This is a genomic window from Pseudonocardia terrae (assembly GCF_021343995.1).
In the GTDB taxonomy this organism is placed as follows: domain Bacteria; phylum Actinomycetota; class Actinomycetes; order Mycobacteriales; family Pseudonocardiaceae; genus Pseudonocardia; species Pseudonocardia terrae.
In genome coordinates this window covers 1-22,224 of sequence record NZ_JAJTTE010000080.1, presented here as the reverse complement: position 1 = coordinate 22,224, position 22,224 = coordinate 1, and the positions used below count along the sequence as shown (strand labels likewise).

Genomic DNA, 22,224 nt, shown 5'->3' with positions numbered 1-22,224 from the left:
TGGGCCGTCGTCGCCCTCACCATCGCCCTGTTCGGCCCGCGGACCGGCAACCAGCGACTCGAGAGCCTCGACGACGCAGCACCGGGCCCCCGCGGACGGGGTCGAACCGGTCCTCCGCGGTGACCGACAGGCCCGCCAGCGCCGACGGGTCCACCGACCGTAGGACACCCGGATTCCCCCGCCACACGGCCTCATCGACCGACGGTGCCAGGTCGGCCTCCGGCGGACCGTCATGAACGAGCGAGGCGCAGCAAGGCGCTCCGCAACCCGATCAGAGGAGTTCGCAATGCCGATCATTACTGCGCCGCAGCAGTTCAACGAGCAGCGACTGTTCGTGGACCTGCGTTCGATGTTCGGGCAGCGGCTGTTCCTGAAGTGCGAGGGCTTCAACTTCGCCGGTTCGGTCAAGCTCAAGGCTGCGGCCGCAATGGTCGAGGACGCCGAACGGAGGGGCCGCCTCCGGCCCGGGATGACCCTCATCGAGTCGTCCTCGGGCAACCTGGGCGTGGCGCTGAGCATGATCGCCGCCAACAAGGGCTACCGGTTCGTGTGCGTGACCGACTCCCGCTGCAACCTGGCCACCCGCCGGTTGATGCAGGCCCTGGGCAGCGAGGTGCACGTGATCACCGAGCCGGACCCCGTGGAGGGCTACCTCGGCGCGCGGCTGAAGTTCGTGCGGGCCCGCTGCGAGGCCGACCCGAGCTACCTGTGGCCCAACCAGTACGCCAACCCGAACAGCTGGAAGGCACACTACCGCACGACCGCGCCGGAGATCGCGGCCGAGTTCAGTGACCTGGACGTGCTGTTCGTCGGCGCCGGCACGACCGGCACGCTGATGGGCTGCGCACGGTGGTTCCGTGAACACCGCCCCGAGGTGCGCATCGTCGCCGTCGACGCGGTCGGCTCGGTGACCTTCGGTGCCCCGTCCGGACGCCGGATGATCCCCGGGCTGGGCACCAGCGTGCGCCCGGATCTGCTCGACGAGTCCTACATCGACGAGGTGGTCTGGGTCGAGGAGGCGGACGCCATCACCGCCTGCCACCGGCTGGCCCGCTCCGGATTCCTGTTCGGCGGCTCCACCGGCACCGTCGTCAGCGGCGCCACGGACTGGCTGTCCCGCAACGACGACGGAAACCTGACCGCCGCGGCCCTCGCCCCGGACCTGGGCGAGCGCTACCTGGACACCGTGTACCAGACGAACTGGGTCCAGGAGCTCTACGGCGAGGACGTGCTCGCCGGGATCGGCGCGGTCGAGTCCCCCGACTACTCCCTGGTGGCCTGAGCCATGGGTTCGCAGGTCGCCCCGATGGTTCCGTCCCCGATCACCGTCCCGGCACCGGAGCCGCAGCCGGGGATCCTGACGTTCGACCAGATCCTGGCGCCGCCGGCGCCGACGTCCTCTGCACCCCCGGTCGCGCCGGCTCCGGCCTCCCTGCCCTCACGGCCGACCCCCGTCCGCGGGGTGTCGACGGGAGGTCTGGCGGCCGAGCTGGCGAGCGTGCTCGCCGAGGTGCTGACCGTCGAGCACGTGCCCGTCGACAGCAACGTGTTCGACGACCTGGGTGCCGACTCGATGGTGATGACGCGCTTCTGCGCGCGGCTGCGCAAGCGCGACGACCTGCCCTCGATCTCGATCCGCGACGTGTACGCCAACCCGACGATCGCCGGTATGGCCGCAGCCGCCGCCCCGGCGGCCGGCTCTTCCGCCACCCAGGCCGCGCCGACCGTCGCCGCGCCGCCGGTGACCCCGGTTCGGCACAGCACCGCGGGATACCTGCTCACCGGCGCGCTGCAGCTGCTGACCTTCCTGGCGTACGCCACCGGGGTCGGCTACGTCATGGACCGCGTCTACACCTGGATCCTGGCGAGCAACGGGCCGCTGGACATCTACCTCCGCTCGGTCGTCGCGGGCGGCGCCGCGATCCTGGCGATGTGCGTCCTGCCGATCGTGGCGAAGTGGCTGCTCATCGGCCGCTGGACGGAACGGGAGATCCCGATCTGGAGCCTGCGGTACTTCCGGTTCTGGCTGGTCAAGACGCTGACGCGGGCCAACCCGCTCGTCCTGGTCATGGTCGGGTCGCCCCTGTACACGCTGTACCTGCGGGCACTCGGGGCGAAGGTCGGGCGGAACGTCGTCGTCCTCACCCGGCACCTGCCCGTCGCCACCGACCTGCTCACCATCGGCGCGGGCACCGTGATCCGCAAGGACGCCGTGCTCCTGGGCTACCGCGCCCACGCCGGCCGGATCCAGACCGGGCGGGTCACCCTGGGCCGTGACGTCGTCGTCGGCGAGAAGAGCGTGCTCGGCATCGGCACCGCGATGGGCGACGGCGCCCAGCTCGGCCACGCCTCGTCGCTGCACCGCGGCCAGGCCGTGCCGGCGGGCCAGAGCTGGCACGGGTCGCCCGCGGTCCCGACCACGACCGACTTCCGCGCGGTCCCTGCGACGCGGGTGCGCGCGCTGCGCTCGCTCGCGTACGTCACCAGCCAGGTGGTGAAGCTGTTCGCCCTCTACGTACCGCTCGTCTTCGGCGGCATGGTCCTGGTGCTCACCCAGGTGCCCGGACTGGGCGAGCCGCTCAAGCCCGGAGCGACGGAGCACACCGACGCGCAGTTCTACCTCAACGCCGTGACCGAGTCCGCCCTCGTCGTCGTCGGTGGCCTGCTCGCCGGGCTGCTGGTGGTGTTCACCGTGCCGCGGCTCCTCGCACCGTTCGTCCGTCCCGACCGCGTCTACCCCGTCCACGGCTGGCGCTACTCCCTGCACCGCACGATCACCCGGCTCACGAACATCCGGCTGTTCGTCTACCTGTTCGGCGACAGCTCCTTCATCGTCGGCTACCTCTACGTGCTGGGCTACCGCCTCGGCAAGGTCGAGCAGACCGGCTCGAACTTCGGCTCCAACCTCAACCAGGAGACGCCGTTCCTGACCTCGGTGGGGCGTGGCACGGTCGTCGCCGACGGGCTCTCGGTGGTCAACGCCGACTTCTCGAACACGTCGTTCCGCACCTCGCGCGTCGCCATCGGCGCCGACAACTTCCTCGGCAACAACATCGCCTACCCGGTCGGCGGCCGCACCGGCGACGACTGCCTGCTGGCCACGAAGGTCGCGGTGCCGATCGACGGCCCGCTCCGCCAGGGCGTCGGACTGCTCGGCTCGCCCGCGTTCGAGATCCCCCGCACGGTCAAGCGCGACCGTGTCCTGGAGATCGACGCCACGGAGCGCCGACGGCGCCTGCGCCGCAAGAATGCCCACAACCTGGGCACCATGGCGCTGGCCCTCGTGGTCCGCTGGGGCCACATCCTCGGCCTGCTGCTGCTCGGCCTGCTGGCCCTCAACCAGTACGCCGACCTGGGTCCGGCCGCGTTCGCCGGCGAGATGGCCGCCACCGTGCTGTTCACGATGCTGTGGTTCGTCCTCTGGGAGCGGATCTCCACCGGGTTCCGACGGCTGCGCCCGAAGTCGTGCTCGATCTACGACGCGCGCTTCTGGCGCCACGAGCGCTACTGGAAGCTGATGGTGCCGCCGCTGGACCGGATGCTGGCCGGCACCCCGTTCAAGAACCTGCTCATGCGCCTGCTCGGCGTGAAGATCGGCCGGCGGGTCTACGACGACGGCGCCGCCGTCCTCGAGCGCACCCTCACCACGATCGGCGACGACTGCACGCTGAACTTCGGCAGCATCATCCAGTGCCACTCGCAGGAGGACGGCGCCTTCAAGTCCGACCACATCGTCATCGGCTCGGGTGTGACCCTCGGAGTCGGCGCCTTCGTGCACTACGGCGTCACCATCGGCGACGGCGCCGAGATCGCCCCCGACTCCTTCGTCATGAAGGGCGAGGAGATCCCGGCCGGCTCACGGTGGGGCGGCAACCCCGCTCGCGAGCTCGTCGAGCCGCCCGCCGGCTCGACCGGCACGTCCCTCGCGGTACCGCCGACCGGGAACCGGCACCGTGCCGCCGTCGGCGACCGCTGCGTCCCTCCGGCTCTCTCGTGGGGTGGCGACGACGATCCCGGGGCCGAACGATCGGGCGTCGCTCGGCGGGGCAGGCGGTCAGCTGGCCGGCATCGGCGCGCGCGGCTCCAACCCGCTTCGGGAAGGCGTGCCCGCCGGGCCGCGACGACCGGCTGAGCCCGGCGTCGACCGGTCGGTGGGCCGGCCGAGCACCCGGCCCGTCGGTCGGCGGGTGGATCCCGCGTGGAGCCCGACGCGGCGAGGGTGGGGGACGTCCCTGACAGCGAGGTTTCCAAGGAGAACACCATGTACGTGCACGACTCCGCTCCCGAGCGCTCGACGTCGGCCGGGTCCGTCGTGAGGATGCGGGCGAAGGACAGCGGCCGCCCCCAGGTCGTCGTGATCGGCGGCGGGTTCGGCGGGGTCCGGGCCGCGAAGGCGCTCGCCCGCGCCGACGTCGACGTGACGCTCGTGGACCGCACCAACCATCATCTCTTCCAGCCGCTGCTCTACCAGGTCGCGACCGGGATCCTCGCCCCCGGCCTCATCGCGCCGGCGCTGCGCCGCGTCGTGAAGAAGGAGCGCAACGTCCGCACGCTGCTCGCCGAGGTCCACGACATCGACCCGGAACGCAAGGTGGTCCGCGCCGCCACCCCCGCCGGGCAGACGCTCGAGCTGCCCTACGACTACCTGGTCGTCGCGGGCGGGGCCACGCACGCCTACTTCGGGCACCCGCAGTGGTCGCAGTTCGCGCCGGGAATGAAGACCGTCGACGACGCGCGCATGCTGCGCAGCCACATCCTGGGCGCCTACGAGTTGGCCGAGCTCGCCACCGACGACGCGGAGCGCCGGGCCCGCCTGACCTTCGTCGTGGTCGGCGCCGGGCCGACCGGCGTCGAGATCACCGGTCAGCTGGCGGAACTCGCCCGGTACGTGCTGCCCGAGGACTACCGCTCGATCGACACCCGGCGGGCGAGGATCATCCTGCTGGACGCGGGCCCGGCGGTGCTGGGACCGTTCGCGCCGAAGCTGCAGGCGTACACCCGGCGCCGGCTCGAGGAGATGGGCGTCGAGGTCCGGGTGAACACCGCCGCCACGGACATGGACGACGAGTCGATCACGGTGAAGGGCCCGGCGGGGGAGGAGCGGATCGTCGCCCGTACCAAGATCTGGGCGGCCGGGGTGCAGGCGTCGCCGTTGGCCGCGATGCTCGCCGAAGCGACCGGCGCCCCGACCGACCGCGCGGGCCGGGTGGCCGTGCGCGCGGACTGCAGCCTCCCCGGCGCGGAGGGCGTCTACGCGATCGGCGACATGGTCACCACGCCGGACCGGTTGCCCGGCGTGGCACAGGTGGCCATGCAGCAGGGCACCTACGTGGGCAGGCAGATCGCGGACCAGGTGAAGGGCCACACGGGGACACCCGCGCCGTTCCGCTACGTCGACAAGGGCAGCATGGCCACGATCGGCGCCCGCCAGGCGGTGGCCGACGTGCGCGGTGTCACGATCACCGGATACCTCGCCTACCTGCTCTGGTGTTACGTGCACGTCATGTTCCTGGTCGGCTGGGGCAACCGGCTGGGCACGCTCTACAACTGGGTCCGCTCGCTCCACCACTCCCGCAACCGCGGTCACCGGCTGATCAGCATGACCGGTGCCCCGGCGGCCGAGGAGATGCAGGCCGCGGCCTGATGTCCCCGGACCGTCCGACGCCGGTCGCCGCGGCCACGACGGGCAAGCCCCGCCGATGAGGACCACAATCCTGCCGACCACCGAGACCTCGGAGTCGCTGTGAACACATCTCAGGTGCTGAGCACGCTCGACGGAACGCGGGCGTGGCAGGAGGAGCTCTACCGGGACCTGCACGCCCATCCTGAGCTGTCGCACCAGGAACGGCGCACCGCGGGGCGGGTGAGCGAGCGGCTGCGGCAGTCCGGGTACGAGGTGCACGAGGGCATCGGTGGCACCGGCGTGGTGGGTGTGCTGGGCAACGGCACCGGCCCGACGGTGCTGCTGCGCGCCGACATGGACGCGCTCCCGGTGCGGGAGGACACCGGGCTGCCGTACGCCAGCACCGTCACCGCGACCGACGCCGGCGGTGACGAGGTGCCGGTGGCCCACGCGTGCGGGCACGACGTGCACGTGAGCTGCCTGCTCGGCGCCGCCCAGGTGCTCGGCGACGGCCGGAACTCCTGGCAGGGCACCCTGGTGGCGTTGTTCCAGCCGGCCGAGGAGACCGGCGACGGCGCCCGCGGCATGGTCGACGACGGGCTCGCCGAACGGATCCCGACCCCGGACGTGGCGCTGGCGCAGCACGTGCTGCCGCTACCGGCTGGGCAGGTGGGCACCCTGGCCGGCCCGGTGCTGTCCGCCGCGGACAGCATGCGGATCACCGTCCACGGGCGGGGTGCGCACGGGTCGATGCCCCAGGCCGCGGTCGATCCGGTGGTGCTCGCGGCCATGATCGTGATCAGGCTGCAGACGATCGTCGCGCGGGAGACCCCGCCGAGCCGGACCGCCGTGCTGACCGTGGGCTCGCTCCGGGCCGGCAGCAAGAGCAACGTCATCCCGGACCGTGCCGTGCTCGAGCTGAACGTGCGCACCTACGACGACGCCACCCGGACCACGATCCTGGACGCGATACGCCGGATCGTGACCGCGGAGTGCCAGGCGTCGGGCTGCCCGCGGGAGCCGGAGTTCGCGCTGTTCGACCGGTTCCCGCTCACCACCAACGACGCCGCGGTGACCGACCGCGTGGCCCGCGCGTTCGGTGAAGCCTTCGGCGAGCGCGCCGGCCCGCTGGAGCAGCAGACCGCGAGCGAGGACTTCAGCGACATCCCCACCGCGCTCGGCGTCCCCTACACCTACTGGGGCATCGGCGGCATCGACCCGCAGACCTACCGGCAGGCGCACGACGCCGGCCGGGTGGCGCAGGACGTCCCGGTCAACCACTCCCCGGGCTTCGCCCCGGTCATCCAGCCCACCCTCGACACCGGTACCCAGGCCCTCGTCGTCGCCGCCCTCGCCTGGCTGGCGCCGTAGCTCACGAGCCGTCGTGGCCCTCGTCGTGACGATGGTCGCGATCGTCGTGGGGACGGCCGCCGCCGGGCGGGCCCGGCGCGTTGAGGTGGAACCGGACTCCGATCATCCTGACGGCGAAGCAGACCGCGGCGGCGCCGAGGGCCGCCGGTAGCCCGTAGGTCCCCGTGCGGACGGCGGCGGCGGTGAGGGCGGCGGCGATCAGCGCCGGGATCGCGTACAGGTCGGAGTGCAGCACCGACGGGACCCGCCGGATCAGCACGTCGCGGATCGTGCCGCCGCCCACGGCGGTGATCGCGCCGAGCAGGATCGCCGGGCCGACGCCGAGGTGGTACTCCAGCGCCTTGACCGTGCCGATCACCGCGAACACGCTCAACCCGACGGCGTCGAGCAGGACGATCGGCGTCTCCAGCCGGTCCAGCCACCGGCTCAGCGCGAACGCCACCACTCCGCCGCCCAGGGCGAGGGCGAGGTAGCGCCAGTCGCCGAAGGCGGCCGGCGGTATCGCCCCGATCAGCACGTCGCGCGTGATCCCGCCCCCCAGCGCGGTGATCACCGCGAGGGCGAGGACGCCGACGATGTCGAGTCGAGCCGTGCGGACCGCGGTCAACGCGCCGTTGAGGCCGAACACGAACGTGCCGGCCAGATCGAGCGCGAGCAACAACGGTGGCTCGGACGTCACGCGCCCATCCTCACAGCACCGGCCCGCCCGGGCCCGCCGGCCCGGTCGAGCGGGTGGGCAGGGCGGCCGCGGGACACGACCGGTCCCGGGTCGGTCGGGGTCGTCCGTGAGGAGGAGGGCTACCGCAGGTAGAAGGCGACGGCGTTGTCGTGCAGCACCGCGTCGAGGTGTTCGCCTGCGGCGTCGGCGACCAGCTCGAGGTCGGCGTCGGCGAAGGGGCGGCGGGCGCGGGTCGAGGGGAGGTCGGTGCCGACCATGAGCGCGGTCGGATCGACCTCGAGGATGGCTCGGACGGCCTGGGCGGGGTCGAGGACGATCCGGCCGAACCCGGTGGCCTTGACCTTGATGCCGCGCTCGACCAGGGCGAGCAGCTCCGGCAGGCCGTCGGCGTGCAGGCCGAGGTGGTCGATGCTGACCGCGGGCAGCGCGGCGAGGGTGTCGGCGAGGCCGGGCAGGTCGCGGGCGTCGACGTAGAGCTCGGTGTGCATCCCGGCGAGGTCGTGGACGCGGCGGGCGAGGTGATCGAGGTGTTCCAGGCCGGCCGATCCGCCGCGGCGCAGGTTGAACCGGACTGCGCGGACGCCCTGGTCGGCGAGTTCGACGATCTCCCGGTCGGGCAGGTCGTGCGGGATCTGGGTGACGCCGACGAAGCGGGGGCCGAGTTGTCGGAGGGCGTCGAGCAGGTAGGTCTGGTCGAAGCGCTGGAACGAGCCGGAGACGACGGCGCCACCGGTGATGTTCAGCGTCGTGGTGCGGTCGCGGTAGTCGCCGACGGTGAACTCGTCGGGCAGGTAGCCGTTGTTCTCGTAGAGCGGGAAGCGGGCGTCGACGACGTGGAAGTGGGCATCGAACACCGGGCGGGAGACGGACATGACGCGGCTGCTTTCGGGAGAGGAGTGGAGGAGGGTCCGACGAGCGCGGCGAGCTGCAGCGGCCCCGCTGCCGCCGCGGGTTCCGACACGGTCATGGGCGACAGTGTGCTCCCGCCGAAACGGCGAGATCGCTCTCGCGACGCACCCCATCGCTCTCGGCGACCGGTCGGTGACCGACCGCCGTCGACGCATCCACCCGCGCGACGATCGACGCGGTTCCCCGCCAGTTCTCTGCTCTTTTCCGGAGATCGCGATTAGCATGCGGAGGGTCGCGGATGAGCGGTGCATCGGGCGACCGCGTCATCGCCCGCGCTCGGGCGACCCGGTCGAGGTGCGTCACGACCGGGAGGAGGCTGCGCCCACGCGCCGGCCCACGGCCGCCCCAGCTCGTTCCGTCCGGACGGACATGCCGCGCGGCACTCCCACGCCCACCGGCATCTCGCCCCCGCCGGCGAACAACGCCTCAATGACGAGGAGTTTCAATGACAGTCAGCACACGCCCGGCAACCGCAACGACGAATCCCCTGGCGCCGCTCTCCCCGGACGAGATCCGACGAACGACGGAGATCCTGCACGCCGAGCGGCAGATCGATCAGAGGATCCGCTTCGTGACCGTCACGCTCCACGAGCCTCCCAAGACCGAGGTCCTCGGACACGGCCGGGGCGACGGTCCGGTCCCCGAGCGGGCGGCCTTCGTGGTCCTCTACGACCGCCGCCACCAGCAGACCATCGAGGCACTGGTTTCGCTCGACAGGGGAGCGGTGGCCTCCTGGGAGGTCCTCGACGACGTCCAGCCGAGCGTGATGCTCGAGGAGTTCTTCAGTGCCGAGGAGATCACGCGGTCCGATCCACGGTGGCAGGAGGCGATGCGCAAGCGCGGGGTGACCGACTTCTCGCTGGCGATGATCGACCCGTGGGCGGCCGGTTACGACATCGACGACCCCACGGGTCGCCGGCTGCTCCGCCCGCTGACGTTCGTCCGCACCCGGGAGGACGACAACGGCTACGCCCGGCCGGTCGAGGGGCTGATCGTGCTGCTCGACATGGACAGGATGGAGGTCATCGACGTCCGTGACCACGGCGTCGTGCCGCTGCCGCCGAAGGCGGGCAACTACATGCCCGAGCTGATGGTCGACGGCGACAACCGGCCGGCGTTCACCGGGCTGCGCGACGACGTCAGGCCGCTGGAGATCACCCAGCCGGAGGGCCCGAGCTTCACCGTCGACGGGCACGAGGTGAGCTGGCAGAAGTGGCGGCTGCGGGTCGGCTACACCCCGCGCGAGGGCCTGGTGCTGCACCAGGTGGGGTACGAGGACCGGGGTCGGCGGCGTCCGGTCCTCTACCGGGCCTCGCTGTCGGAGATGTACATCCCGTACGGCGACCCGGCGCCGACACATCGGATCAAGAACGTCTTCGACGAGGGCGAGTACGGGGTCGGGCTGCTGCTCAACCCGCTGACCCTCGGCTGCGACTGCCTCGGCGAGATCTTCTACTTCGACGTCACCGCGAACGACCAGGACGGGCGACCCGTCACGATCCCGAACGCCATCTGCATGCACGAGGAGGACTACGGGATCAGCTGGAAGCACACCGACTTCCGCACCGAGAAGGTCGAGGTCCGCCGTTCCCGGCGGTTGGTGATCTCCTGCATCGCCACGGTCGGCAACTACGAGTACGGCTTCTTCTGGTACCTCTACACCGACGGCACCATCCAGTTCGAGGTGAAGCTGACCGGCGTCCTGTCCACCGGCGCGCTCGCCGACGGCGAGGAGCCGCGCCACGGCGTCGTCGTCGCCCCCGGCCTGTACGGCCCGCACCACCAGCACTTCTTCAACGTCCGGCTGGACATGCAGGTCGACGGCGAGCGCAACTCGGTCTACGAGGTCGACGCCGCCGCGGTACCGCCCGGGCCGGACAACCCGTACGGCAACGCATGGGTGACCACGAAGACGCTGCTGGCGCGGGAGAGCGACGCGCGGCGGCTGATCGACCCGCTGGTCGCGCGCGTCTGGTACGTCGTCAACCCGAACGAGACCACCGAGCTCGGGCAGCCGACCGGCTACAAGCTGATGCCCGGCGAGAACGTGCTGCCCCTGCAGCAGGAGGGGTCGCAGGCGTTCGCCCGTGCGCAGTTCGCCTACAAGCATCTGTGGGTCACCCGGCACGACCCAGGTGAGATGTACGCGGCGGGCGACTACCCCAACCAGCACGGGTCCCCGGGTGGGCTGCTGGAGTACCAGAAGGCCGACCGCCCGCTCGAGAACGAGGACGTCGTCGTCTGGTACTCCTTCGGCGCGCACCACGTGGTCCGCCCGGAGGACTGGCCGGTCATGCCGGCGACCTCCCTCGGCTTCTCCCTCAAGCCGGTCGGGTTCTTCGACGGCAACCCCGCCCTGGACATGCCGCGTTCCCCGGAATGCCACGGGGGCGACGGACACGCCGGACACGGCAACGGGCAGTCGGTGCCGCCGCAGCAGGTGACCGAGTGAGTGCGCAGGGGGCCGGGCCGCACCCGGTCCACTCCGACACGGGACTGGCCCACGGGACGATGAGCCAGCTCGACGTGATGGCGCAGTCGGTCGCGGGGATCGCCCCCAGCGCCGCGATGGCCACCACCCCGGCGCTGATCGCCCTCTATGCCGGCCAGGGCGCGTGGCTGTCCTACGTGGCGGCGACCGTCGTCGTCATCCTGGTCGGGCTGGTCGCGACCCAGTTCGGGCGCCGGTTCGCCTCCTCCGGGTCGCTGTACAGCTATGTCGCCCGGGGCCTGGGCCCGGGCGGCGCCTTCGTGGCCGGCTGGGGGCTGGTCATCGGCTACGGGTTCATCGCGATGATCGGAGTGGTCGGCACCGGCATCTACTTCGGCAGCTTCCTCACCACCCTGGGGCTGCCGGCCGCCGGCACGCTCGCGATCTGCGTCATCCTGGCGGTCGCCGCGATCGGGGCCGCCGCGTTCGCGATCATCGGTATCAAGATCTCCACTCGCGTGGGGCTGGTCCTCGAGATCATCTCGGTCGCCGCCATCCTGGTCGTGCTGATCGCCGTCCTGGTCGGCAGCGGGTCCCGCGGGGCCACCGCCCCGTTCGACCTGTCGACCCTGTCCTTCAACGGCGTGGCCTTCGGGATCGTGCTCGGGGTGCTCGGTTTCGTCGGGTTCGAGAGCGCGGCCAGCCTCGGCGCGGAGGCACGCGATCCGCACCGGGCCATCCCGCGCGCCGTGCTCGGCAGCGCGGTGCTGGTCGGCGTCCTGTACGTCTTCGCGGCCTACGACATGGTGCGGGGATTCGGCGACCCGGTCGCCCTGAGCCAGAGCACCGCGCCGATCAGCGACCTGGCCGCGCGGTACGGGCTCGGCGGGGTCTCCTGGATCGTCGACCTGGGCATCACGGCGTCGTTCTTCGCCGTCACGATCGCGTGCATCAACGCCTCGTCCCGCATCCTCTACACGATGGGCGAGGAGGACATCCTGCCGAAGGCGCTGGGGAGGGCACATCCCACGCACAAGACACCGCACGTGGCGATCGCCGTCATCGCGCCGGTCGTGCTCGTGGTGCCGATCGTCCTGGTCGCCACCGGGATGACGCCACTGAACGTGTTCACCTACACCGGCACCATCGGCACCTTCGGCTACATGCTCGCCTACGTCCTGATGGCCGTCGCGCTGCCGTTCTTCCTGCGCAGGCGCGGGGAGCTCACCGTCCTGTCGACGGTGCTGGCGGTCGTGGTCGTCGCGGCGCTGGTCTACGTCTTCTACAAGAACGTGGTCCCGGTGCCCGAGTACCCGCTCAACCTGATGCCGTGGATCTTCCTCGGGCTGGTCGTCCTCGGCCTGGTCGGGTACGCGGTGGCACGGTCCCGCAGGCCTCGACTCGTCGAGGAGGTCGGCAGCTTCGAGGAGGAGTCGGTTCCGCCGCATACTCCGCACGATCGCCAGACGTAGGCGGTAGCACGAACGCACGGTCGTGCGTGGTGGTCAGTCCGTGACGTGGTCGACCAGGGCCGCCTGGAGCTCGGAGTAGGGGAGTCCGGGTGGTGGGGTGCGGCCGTCACGGACTGCCGCCGCGACGTCGAGGGCGGCGTGGAGTGCGGCCCGGTAGGGCAGCGACCCGGTGCTGACGCGCCGTACGCCGAGGTCGGCGAGCTGCGCGAGGGTGAGGTCGGGGACGACGAGTGTGTTGACCGGCACCGGCAGGGCCCGGGTGGCCTCGCGGAGCACGGCGGGATCGGTGAGGCCGGGCAGGAAGACACCGTCGGCCCCGGCGCGGACGTAGGCCTCGGCGCGGGTCAGGGTGATGTCGGGCGTGGCGTCCTGGCCGAGCCAGTAGGTGTCGACCCGCGCATTGAGGAAGACGTCCGGGCAGCGCTCCTTGATCGCGGCGACCTTCGCACCGTGCCGTGCGGGGTCGACGAGGACCTCGGCGGTGCTGTCCTCGATGTTGATGCCCGCGACGCCGGCCCGGGACAGGCGCGCGACGTACTCGGCGACGGTATCGGGGTCGTCGTGGTAGCCGTCCTCGATGTCCACGCTCACCGGGATCGGGAGTGGGCGGAGTGCCGCGACGAGGGCCAGGTTGGCCTCGCGGGTGGCGCGGCCACCGTCGGGCCGGCCTGCGCTCGCGGCGACGCCGAAGCTGGTGGTGCCGACGGCCGGGTAGCCGGCACGGGCGAACGCGAGCGCCGAGGTGACGTCCCACGCGTTGGGCAGCAGCAACGGGGTCGGGCCGTGGTGCAGCCGGGCGAATGCGGTCCTCCCGGTCGCGGCGTCCGGCGGTTCGCTCGCGGTCATTGTGGGTCTCCCTCCGCTTCCGATGTCCCGGCCTGCAGAGCCGCCATCCTGTTGCGTGTCGAGGTTGTACCGTCGGCGGCACGACGACGCCGGACGCAGCTCTGGTGGAGGAGCCGACCGCGCCCGGGAACGGGGCGGCTCCCGCCGACGAGGACGAGCGGGTCTGCACGATCGCCCGGGTGCTCGGCATCGTCGGCGACAAGTGGACCTTGCGCATCCTCTGCGAGGCGGCCCTCAACGGCGTCTCGCGGTTCACGGACTTCCAGGAGCTGCTGGGCATCGCCACCGACATCCTCGCGCAGCGCCTGAACAAGCTGGTGGACGAGGGCCTCCTGACGAAGCAGTCGTACAAGGAGCCCGGGCGGCGCAGCCGCTTCCGGTACGAGCTCACCCAGGCGGGCGAGGAGATGCGGCTGGTGCTGGCGGCTCCGGGTGGCGCCGAGGCCGAGCACCGGGATCACGGCTTCGTCGAGGCTGTCGGCAGGGCGGTGCGTGCCAGCCGGTGTCGTCGTCGTTGTCGTGGCAGGTGCGCGATCCACGACGTCTCGTCGAGCCGACCACGTTCGGTCGAGCGGAAATCGGTGTCGACGGCGACGTCGAGGCCGCCCGTGCGCTCGTGGTCGAGCACGTCCGTAAAGGTCGGGGAGAAGCGACGACTGCCCCGTACCCGGGTCCCCGACGAAATGTGCGACATGCCGTCGAGCCTACGCCGCAATCGCGACCGATGTCGGTGGGTCCTGGCCTGGAAAAACCAAGTGTGGGTCGACTCGGGAATTTGCGCGAAGGGGACGAGGGTGGCGCGGAAATGCCGAGTCAGCAATTTCTTCGATGGCGCTTGACGAGTGCGCTCCGGTCGGCTTTAGTTGGGTATCGAATCGCCACTCAATGAAAGGTCTCGATGATGCCACCGATCGGCAGCGTGCGAAGGCCGCCGCGCTGCGTGCACTCCAGACCGACGACGTGGTGGTGCTCCCCAACGCCTGGGACGCCGCGAGCGCGGCGCTGATCGCCGCCGGCGGGGCGCAGGCGATCGCCACCACGAGCGCAGGGGTCTCGTGGAGTCTGGGGCGCCCGGACGGGCAGAACCTCACCCGCGCCGAGATGATCGACGCCGTGGCGCGGATCGCGGCCGTCGTCGACCTCCCGGTCTCGGCCGACGTCGAAGGCGGGTACGGGCCCGGAGCCGACTCGCTGTTCGTGCCCGGCCGCGGTGATGCGAGAAACGGTCGACGACGGGCGTCGGTGTCGCCGCCGTGGACCGGCACCTTCCATCGCTCACGGCCGATCTCCGCTACACGTGCGGTCCGGAAAGCAGATGGGCTCCTCCGGAGAAGACCGGAATCGCGCAGCACATGGCGATCGAGGCGCTGCTCGTCCACTTCTGACGGGCGAGCGACCTCGCGCCGATCGGACGGCAATTTCCCGGGATCGAGGCGGGAGCAGGCTTCCCGGTGCGCCAAATCCATTCGCAGAATGCTCGGGAAGGTCAGTTGTGAGAATCTCGGGTTCGGTCGTTCTCGTCACCGGTGCGAACCGTGACCGACTGCCGACGGGGGGCAGGTGAATGCGCCGGACGGACCGGGCGACGGTCGCCGTGGCGTCCGCGGCGACGTTCCTCTCGCTCATCGCCTTCACCACCCCGCTGGCCACGCTGCCCTCGACCGCGTACGCGCTGGGTTCCGGGCCCGAGGCTCTTCCGCTCCCGGCCCTTCCTCGCCGTGACGATCGGGGCCTTCGCGACCGGCGCAGGGATCATCGCGACGTCGTCGTTCCTGCTGACCGTGATGTCCCGGGGGCTCGGCATCTCCTCGGTCCTCGCTGCGGTGGTGCTGCTGGCGTGGTCGGGGACCGGCGTGGTCACCTCGTTGCTGGCCCGGCGCCTCCCGAACTCCTGGAGCGGGCGGATGCAGCTGGCGAGCGGGCTCGTCGTGGTCGCCGTCGGGCAGCTGCTGTTGCTGGGTGCACGGTGCTCGGGGCGATCGCGATCTTCGCCTGCCGTCCCTGGGGGCGTCGCGTGGGCTCGAGGACGACCTTCCCGACGGGATGTGCTCCAGATCACGGTGAAGGCTGTACCCGGGTACGGCCTCAGCGTCGTCCTCAGCCGACCGGCTGCGGCTACGGCGTCAACTCTCCAACCGGTCGCGCGCTGCCCGCCCGACGGCGTCGGCGCATCCTCGCGGTGGCCGGCGAAACCGCTAGGGAGAATGGCCGAACCGGGCGGCGCTGCCCGACATCGACACGATGATCGGCGCCACGGGGTGCGGGAAGCGGGACTGGTTGAGCGACAGCGAGAGCGGCACCGCCGACACCGGCCTCGTGGCGTGGATGGAGCGCCGCCAGGTTCCGATCTACCTCGGTGCCATCGCAGCCGGAGTCCTCGTCGGGCTCGCCGCCCCCGGCGCCGGTCCCGGCCTCGAGGTCGCCATCAACCCGGTCCTCGGTCTGCTGCTCTACGTGACCTTCCTGGAGGTGCCGGCCCGGGAGTTGCTGCGGTCGCTGCGGGCCGGGCGGTTCCTCGGTGCCGTCCTGGTGGTGAACTTCGTCGTCGTCCCGCTGGTCGTGGCTGCGATGTTCGGATTCCTGCCCGCCGACCAGGGCGTCCGCCTCGGGGTCCTGCTGGTGCTGCTCGCGCCGTGCGTGGACTACGTGATCGTGTTCTCCGGGCTCGCCGGGGGCAGCAGCGACCGGCTCCTGGCGGCCACCCCGCTGCTGCTGATCGCGCAGATGGTGCTGCTGCCGGCGTTCCTGCTGCTGTTCCTCGGCTCCGGCCTGGCCGAGGTCGTCGACGTCGGACCGTTCGTCGAGGCCTTCGTCGTCCTGATCGTGATGCCGCTGGCCCTGGCCTGGCTGACCCAGGGCTGGGCCGCCGGGCACCACGTCGGACGGAGGGTCGCCGGCGGCGCCGGCATGCTGATGGTCCCGCTGATGGTCGCGACCCTGCTGATCGTGGTCGCGTCGCAGGTGTCGAAGCTCGGCAGAGACCTGTCGGTCGCTGCCGCCGTCGCCCCCTTCTACGTGCTCTTCCTGGTCGTGACGGCGCTGCTCGGGACCGGTGTCGCGCGCCTGTTCGGGCTGGGCCCGCGCGAGGGGCGCGCGGTCGTGTTCACCGGGGCGACCCGCAACTCGCTCGTCGTGCTGCCGCTCGCGCTCGCCCTCCCGGCCCCCTTCGCGGTGGGCCCGGTCGTGGTCGTCACCCAGACCTTGGTGGAGATCGTCGGCATGGTCGCCTTCGTGCGGCTCGTCCCGCGTCTGCTCCCGGCCTAGGTCCGGCCGGGAGCGTGCCGGGCCCTTCCTCGGGTTCAGCCGTGGACTTACAGTTCGGCGCATGCTGACCAGTGCGACGCGGGAGGTCGCACCGGCCCGCGTTCTCGCGCGCGCGCCGGTGAGCTGCTCGCGGTGGTCCTGGCCGTCGACCCCGGCCCCGCCTGCCTCGATCAGGACGACTGTGCCCCACCGGCTCCGCACGAGGCGGCACGGTCATGACTGAAGGGCCCCGCCCCGTCTCCGGCACGGACCAGGCCGTCTGCGCCGACGGGTGCTGCGCGGCCCCGGCCCCCTCGGCCGGGCCCGAGGTGACGGCACAGCGGCGCGCGGTCCTGACCCGCCGCGTGCGCCTGCTCGTCGCGGCGACGATCACCTACAACGTGATCGAGGCGGTCGTCGCGATCAGCGCCGGACGCGTCGCGTCGTCCACCGCCCTGATCGGGTTCGGCCTCGACTCGGTGATCGAGGTCGCCTCGGCCGCCGCGGTCGCGTGGCAGTTCTCCGGCGCCGACCCGGCCCGGCGCGAACGCGCCGCCCTGAGGGTCATCGCGCTGTCGTTCTTCGCCCTCGCCGCGTACGTGAGCCTCGAGTCGATCCGCAGCCTGTTGGGTGCCGGCGAGCCGGACCACTCGACCGTCGGGATCGTGCTGGCCGCCCTCTCCCTGCTGGTCATGCCGATCCTGTCCGCGGCCCAGCGCCGGGCCGGCCGCGAGCTCGGCTCGACCAGCGCGGTCGCCGACTCCAGGCAGACCCTGCTCTGCACGTACCTGTCGGGCGTCCTGCTCGTCGGCCTGCTCCTGAACAGCCTCCTCGGCTGGTCCCTGGCCGACCCGATCGCCGCGCTGGTCATCGCCGCCGTTGCGGTGCGTGAAGGTCGGGAGGCGTGGAAGGGCCACCACTGCTGCTGAGGTCGTGCTCGCCCCTGCGAGGCGATCGCTCAGGGGGTTCGGCTCCGGCGGCCGCCGGCCGTTCCGAACCCGGCTCGCGAGGAGCACGAGCTTCCGAGGTCGGAACAGTGCTGAATCCGTCAGCCCGCGAAGACGATCGGCAGAACGACCGCGGCCGACAGGAGCGAGATTCCGCCCAACAGGTCCGAGCGTATCGGAATGAGACGTGCGGCAAAGCGTCCGAGGCACAATCCGGCGAGGGACATCACCGCGGTCATCGTTCCGAAGACGGCCGCCGGGACCAATGGCGAGAACCCGAGCAGTCCCAGTCCGGTGCCCGCGAGCAGGTTGTCCAGACTGAGGGCCAGCGGCATCCCGAAGAGCGTCACCCAGGGTTGGTCGACCTCCTCCGGCGCGGGCCTCCGCAACGCGGTGACGATGAGGTACACGCCGTACACGCCGAGCACCGCCGGCCCGACGTAGTCCGCGATCGGTCCGATCAGCTCGCCGAGGTAGTGCCCCGCCACTCCGCCGACCAGGGGCGCCACGAAATCCCAGAATCCGAACACGAGGGCGATCTGCACGGCGCGGGCGAATCCGAAGGGAACCGTCCCGAGTGCGACCGATGACCGGAAATTGTCGAGGCTGAGGAAGAAGCCCAAGGTCAGAAGTTCGATCATCGGACACCGATCTCGGCAGGACGACAATGGCAGTTGACGAGGAGGATCGTTGTCTCGGCCCGCATTTCTGAGAGTCGGAGTTTACCGTCGGGCATTTGCCGCGGACAACGCTCGCCGCCCACCCTCGATCGCCTACCGTTCACCCATCCTGGATGACCGTCTGCACGGCGGCGTGCCGCGCAGCGCTCCAGGAGGTCTCGCCACGCGCTCACGGACCACCCGCCGGAGTGGTCATCGGAGCGGTCGCCCGCGTCCCGGATGCACGCCGACCTGCCCGGCTCGTCGGATCGGCGAACTCTCGGTACCGGCCGCCCCACTGGGCTAGGTTCAGGGCGTGAGGCTCCGACGTCGCCGCCCACGCGAGGTCGACCTGTACCTCCCGATGAAGCGGATCGAGCACCTGTTCGAGGCTCCGCGGCTCGACCCGTTCGCGCCGGAGCTGGAGCACTACGACCCGCGACCCGGCCTCGAGCAGATGGTGCGGGCGGTGCAGCGGGCCAAGCGGAAGGCCACGTTGAGTGTGGCCCTCGGGTTGCCGGCCGACGTCATCACGCCCGGCCTCGAGGAACGTGCCCGGGCCGCCCTGGCACGCGAATGTCGCCGCCGGATCGCCCTGCTCGACGACGACGTCGCCGGCGTCCGGCGGCTCGGGATCCGCACGCTCTTGTGGGGACTGCTCGCCGTGCTGTTCATCAACGGAGCGGTCGGCGCGCTCGGGACCACGGAACCGGGCTCGATCGAGGACGCCCTGTCGACCGGGCTGCAGACCGTCGCCTGGGTGGTCCTCTGGGTCCCGATCAACCTGCTGATCTACGACCTGTGGTACTACCGCCGGGACCGGCGCGCCTACCGCAGGCTGCGCGATCTCGCACTCACGGTCGTCCCCCAGCGTCCGGCCAAGGCCGGCCTTCTCGCGCCCCCGCCGGGCGCCGACAGCGAGCGCCCACCTCGGCAGGGAGACCCCGATCGTCCGCCGGAGACCCGGCAGGAGACGCCGTAGGGCTGCCGGGCCGGCGGGGCCCGCAGGCCGAGCTCAGTGCGGTCGCAGACCGACGAGCGGCAGCTCGTGGGCGAGGCGCCGGCGCTGGTCGGAGGTCCCGCGATACGTCCAGCCGAGGAGCCCGGAGAGAACCCGGTGGATCACGGGCGCGACGAGCCGGTTCCGGTGCTCGTAGCCGCGCAGGACGGCCACCGCCTCGTCGGTGTCGAGCTCGCGGGCCTGCGCGGGGAAGCGCCGGCGTCCGACGGTGACCGCGAGCGGCCCTCCCGCACGGACGTTGCGGTACCAGTCCGCCTCACGACCGAGTCCCGCCACGACCACGTACTCACCGCTCGCCCGGTCGTGGTGCACGACCTCGAGCACGGTGTCGTAGCGGCGGCCGCTGCGCCGACCGGTGTGGGTGAGCTGCAGGAACCGCGAGCCGAGCAGGCCGCCGAGACCGTGGGCGTAGAGGTGCCGGGGGAGCCCGAGGACCAGCCGGACCCGGCTCGGGACCCGTGCGGGACGGGCGTTCAGAGGGTCACCTCCCGCGTCGGGCTGCATACGGCGGAGCGTAGGGGGCATCGGAGTCAGGCGTGGCCGGGTACCTCGGCGCGCCGCTGCCGGGCGGTGGCGGCGATGACCGGGAGGATCGCCAGGGCGACGATCCCGCCGGCGACGGCCAGGGCCGGGTAGCTCGTCGCGGCGACGACGGCGCCGGAGGCCAGGCCGCCGCCCGCTCCGGCGACGGCGATGCCGACGTCGACGGTGCCCTGGGTGGCGGCGCGCCGTTCGAGCGGAACCGCGTCGGTGATGATCGCGGTGCCGCTGATCAGGCCGAAGTTCCAGCCCAGGCCGAGCAGGGCGAGGGCGACCGTGAGGAGGACGACCGAGTCGCCGGGCGCCGCGGCGGCCAGGACCCCGGCGGCGAGCAGGGTGAGCCCGGACAGCGCGGCGACGACGATGCGGCCGTAGCGGTCGACGAGCCATCCGCTGACGGGTGAGGGCAGGTACATCGCCGCGACGTGCACGGCGATGACCGCCCCGGCGGCACTGACGCCGTGGCCGTGCGCGGCCATGTGGACCGGCGTCATGGTCATGACGGCGACCATCACCAGCTGGGTGAGCACCATGACCGACGCACCGAGGAGGAGCCCGCCGGTCTGCGGGGTTCCCGTGCCGGCCGGTCGCCGTGTCCCCTCGACGGGCCGGGGGGCGGCGGCCGCCCGTGCGCGGGCGAGCCGCAAGGGGTCGGGGCGCAGCAGGACGGCGAGGACGACGGCGGCCACCAGGTAGGCGGCGCCCGACAGCAGGAAGGGTCCGGCCAGCGACGGGATGCCCCAGGTGGCGGCGAGGGACCCCGTCGGGGAGACCAGGTTCGGGCCGAGCACCCCGCCGAGGGTGGTCGCGACGAGCACCGTGCTGACGGCCCGCCCGCGGCGGGCGGGCGAGGCGAGGTCGGCGCCGGCGTAGCGGGCCTGCAGGTTGGTGGCGGTCCCGGCGCCGTAGACGAACAACGCGACGAACAGCAGTGCGACGTTGTCGAGCACTGCGGCGGCGACGACCCCGGCGCTGCCGAGCGCGCCCGTCGCGTAGCCCGCGGTGAGACCGGCGCGCCGGCCGAGGCGCTGCGAGAGCCGCCCGACCCAGGCCGCCGCGGCGGCCGAGCCGATGGTGTACAGGGCGGCCGGGATCCCGGCGAGGCCGGTCGTGTGCAGCATGTCCTGCGCGAGCAGGGCACCGACGGTGATCCCGGCGGCGAGCCCGGCGCCGCTGAACACCTGGGCCAGGACGAGCGTGCGGACGATGCGCCGTTGCTCGGGCGGGTCGGTGGTGGTGGCGGCGAGGGCGGTGGGGGCGCCGGTCGCGTCGTCGAGCACGGCACCCTGCGCCGGCTCTGCCGCAGGTTCGGCGCCGACCCGCTGCTCGTGTGGGTCCGTCACTGGTGGGCCTCCGTCCGGCCGTCGTGCACCCGCGTTCCCAGGATGCGCAGGCGCCGCAGCTCACCGGTAGCCGTCCGCCACGAATGGAGCGATAACCTCGGTGTATGGCCGAGCGGCTGAGCACGGAGGCCCTGCGCCACGCCCGGGCGGTCGCGCGGTCGGGCTCGTTCAGCGCCGCCGCCCGTGAGCAGGGCGTGTCCCAGCCGGCGTTGTCCACCGCGATCGCCAAGCTGGAGGAGCGGCTCGGTGGTCGGCTGTTCGACAGGTCCCCGCGCGGCGTGACCCCGACGGCCTTCGGCACGCAGATCCTGCCGCTGGTCGAGCGGGCGCTCGCGGGCCTGGACGCGGTGCCGATCGAGGCACGCAGGATCCTGGAGTCCGGGAGCACGCGGATCCGCATGGGCGTCTCCCCGCTGATCAAGGCCGCTCTGGTCACGAGGGCGTTCGCCGCGGTCCGCGACCTGCCCACGCCCCGCGAGCTGGTCCTGCGCGAGGCGGACATGGCCGACCTGCAAGCCGGCCTGCTCGCGGGCGAGCTGGACGTGATCCTCGTGCCGTCGGTCGGGCCGCTGCCCGGGCTGGAGCACCGGATCATCGACTCGGAGCCGATCGTGGTCGTCGGCTCGCGGGAGCGGACCCCGGTCGAGCTCGCCGAGGCGGCCGACGACGAGTTCATCCTCGTCCCCGACTCGTGCGGGCTGACCCGGTTCACCAGCCAGCTCTTCGACGCCCACGAGCTGCCGTTGCGAACCTACGCCGGGGAGGCGGCGAGCTACCAGGTGCTCGAGCAGTGGGCCGATCTCGGCCTCGGCGCGGCCATCCTGCCCCTGTCCAAGCTGACCTCACCGGACGCCCGGCACCGGGTCCTGCACGAGAACGGCCAGGAGGTCGAGATCTTCTACGAGGCCGCCTGGCACCCCGGGTCACCGCTGGCCCCCGAGCTCGGCCGGCTCGTGCACACCCTCGCCGAGACCGCCGGCGGGGAGCCGCGCCGGCCCGACTCGTCTGTCTCCTCGCGCCTGCCATAGCTCTCGGCTATCGCGGTATTCGCCGCGCCCTGCTACTGCCGACCAGCGTGCACGCCTACCGGGGTTCCACAGATCAGCCAGTCGACTAGTCCGTGAAAATGGGTTGTGAGCT

18 protein-coding genes are annotated in these 22,224 nt (G+C 72.0%); 12 read left to right on the top strand and 6 right to left on the bottom strand.

Annotated features, from left to right (window positions below; all coding sequences use genetic code 11):
* The first annotated feature begins 286 nt into the window (after positions 1-286).
* The 4 genes from sbnA (at position 287) to LWC33_RS31975 (ending at position 6,994) form a co-directional block, all read left to right on the top strand.
* The gene (gene sbnA, locus LWC33_RS31990; protein WP_233308444.1) at positions 287-1,282 is read left to right on the top strand and encodes a 2,3-diaminopropionate biosynthesis protein SbnA; all 996 of its coding nucleotides are present in this window, start codon (positions 287-289) and stop codon (positions 1,280-1,282) included.
* 180 nt (positions 1,283-1,462) lie between these two features.
* Positions 1,463-4,132: a Pls/PosA family non-ribosomal peptide synthetase gene (locus LWC33_RS31985; protein ID WP_233308443.1), complete on the top strand. Its 2,670-nt coding sequence runs from the start codon at positions 1,463-1,465 to the stop codon at positions 4,130-4,132.
* A 129-nt stretch (positions 4,133-4,261) separates the two neighbouring features.
* Positions 4,262-5,644, top strand: a complete 1,383-nt coding sequence (locus LWC33_RS31980; protein ID WP_233308442.1) for an NAD(P)/FAD-dependent oxidoreductase — start codon at positions 4,262-4,264, stop codon at positions 5,642-5,644.
* Between the two features lie 99 nt (positions 5,645-5,743).
* Positions 5,744-6,994: an amidohydrolase gene (locus LWC33_RS31975; RefSeq protein WP_233308441.1), complete on the top strand. Its 1,251-nt coding sequence runs from the start codon at positions 5,744-5,746 to the stop codon at positions 6,992-6,994.
* A 1-nt stretch (position 6,995) separates the two neighbouring features.
* On the opposite strand, the gene LWC33_RS31970 is transcribed toward LWC33_RS31975, so the two are convergent.
* Both LWC33_RS31970 and LWC33_RS31965 read right to left on the bottom strand, forming a co-directional pair.
* Complete coding sequence (locus LWC33_RS31970; protein ID WP_233308440.1) at positions 6,996-7,673, bottom strand: trimeric intracellular cation channel family protein; 678 nt, start codon at positions 7,671-7,673, stop codon at positions 6,996-6,998.
* Between the two features lie 119 nt (positions 7,674-7,792).
* The gene (locus tag LWC33_RS31965) at positions 7,793-8,545 is read right to left on the bottom strand and encodes an amidohydrolase family protein (RefSeq protein WP_233308439.1); all 753 of its coding nucleotides are present in this window, start codon (positions 8,543-8,545) and stop codon (positions 7,793-7,795) included.
* 482 nt (positions 8,546-9,027) lie between these two features.
* Here LWC33_RS31965 and LWC33_RS31960 point away from each other — a divergent pair, with 482 nt between their 5' ends.
* Both LWC33_RS31960 and LWC33_RS31955 read left to right on the top strand, forming a co-directional pair.
* A complete protein-coding gene (locus tag LWC33_RS31960; protein ID WP_233308438.1) occupies positions 9,028-11,034 on the top strand; it encodes a primary-amine oxidase in 2,007 nt (668 codons plus the stop codon).
* Entirely contained in the window at positions 11,031-12,485 is a 1,455-nt protein-coding gene (locus LWC33_RS31955) for an APC family permease (protein WP_233308437.1), read from the top strand. Before LWC33_RS31960 ends, LWC33_RS31955 begins: the two co-directional genes overlap by 4 nt.
* Before the next feature lie 33 nt (positions 12,486-12,518).
* On the opposite strand, the gene LWC33_RS31950 is transcribed toward LWC33_RS31955, so the two are convergent.
* Entirely contained in the window at positions 12,519-13,331 is an 813-nt protein-coding gene (locus tag LWC33_RS31950) for an isocitrate lyase/PEP mutase family protein (protein WP_233308436.1), read from the bottom strand.
* A 104-nt stretch (positions 13,332-13,435) separates the two neighbouring features.
* On the opposite strand from LWC33_RS31950, the gene LWC33_RS31945 reads away from it, so the two are divergent.
* From LWC33_RS31945 to LWC33_RS31930, 4 genes are all read left to right on the top strand, one after another.
* Positions 13,436-14,170, top strand: coding sequence for a winged helix-turn-helix transcriptional regulator (locus LWC33_RS31945; protein ID WP_233308435.1), 735 nt, complete (start codon positions 13,436-13,438; stop codon positions 14,168-14,170).
* Positions 14,160-14,870 carry an isocitrate lyase/phosphoenolpyruvate mutase family protein gene (locus tag LWC33_RS31940; protein ID WP_233308434.1) on the top strand — a complete coding sequence of 237 codons (711 nt, stop codon included), beginning with the start codon at positions 14,160-14,162 and terminating at the stop codon, positions 14,868-14,870. The genes LWC33_RS31945 and LWC33_RS31940 overlap by 11 nt, the downstream gene beginning before the upstream one ends.
* Before the next feature lie 786 nt (positions 14,871-15,656).
* Entirely contained in the window at positions 15,657-16,595 is a 939-nt protein-coding gene (locus LWC33_RS31935; protein WP_233308446.1) for an arsenic resistance protein, read from the top strand.
* A 215-nt stretch (positions 16,596-16,810) separates the two neighbouring features.
* Positions 16,811-17,503 carry a cation efflux transmembrane domain-containing protein gene (locus tag LWC33_RS31930; RefSeq protein ID WP_233308433.1) on the top strand — a complete coding sequence of 231 codons (693 nt, stop codon included), beginning with the start codon at positions 16,811-16,813 and terminating at the stop codon, positions 17,501-17,503.
* A 119-nt stretch (positions 17,504-17,622) separates the two neighbouring features.
* Here the strand turns inward: LWC33_RS31930 and LWC33_RS31925 are convergent, their stop codons facing one another.
* A complete protein-coding gene (locus LWC33_RS31925; protein ID WP_233308432.1) occupies positions 17,623-18,162 on the bottom strand; it encodes a manganese efflux pump MntP in 540 nt (179 codons plus the stop codon).
* Positions 18,163-18,496: 334 nt separating this feature from the next.
* Between LWC33_RS31925 and LWC33_RS31920 the strand changes: the two genes are divergently transcribed.
* Positions 18,497-19,162: a hypothetical protein gene (locus LWC33_RS31920; RefSeq protein ID WP_233308431.1), complete on the top strand. Its 666-nt coding sequence runs from the start codon at positions 18,497-18,499 to the stop codon at positions 19,160-19,162.
* A gap of 33 nt (positions 19,163-19,195) precedes the next feature.
* Here LWC33_RS31920 and LWC33_RS31915 read toward each other — a convergent pair whose 3' ends face one another.
* Together LWC33_RS31915 and LWC33_RS31910 are read right to left on the bottom strand one after the other, a co-directional pair.
* On the bottom strand, positions 19,196-19,705 hold the full coding sequence (locus tag LWC33_RS31915) for a nitroreductase family deazaflavin-dependent oxidoreductase (protein ID WP_233308430.1): 510 nt from the start codon (positions 19,703-19,705) through the stop codon (positions 19,196-19,198).
* Positions 19,706-19,731: 26 nt separating this feature from the next.
* Positions 19,732-20,949: an MFS transporter gene (locus LWC33_RS31910; RefSeq protein WP_233308445.1), complete on the bottom strand. Its 1,218-nt coding sequence runs from the start codon at positions 20,947-20,949 to the stop codon at positions 19,732-19,734.
* Positions 20,950-21,188: 239 nt separating this feature from the next.
* On the opposite strand from LWC33_RS31910, the gene LWC33_RS31905 reads away from it, so the two are divergent.
* Positions 21,189-22,112 carry a LysR family transcriptional regulator gene (locus LWC33_RS31905; protein ID WP_233308429.1) on the top strand — a complete coding sequence of 308 codons (924 nt, stop codon included), beginning with the start codon at positions 21,189-21,191 and terminating at the stop codon, positions 22,110-22,112.
* The last annotated feature ends 112 nt before the right edge of the window (positions 22,113-22,224 follow it).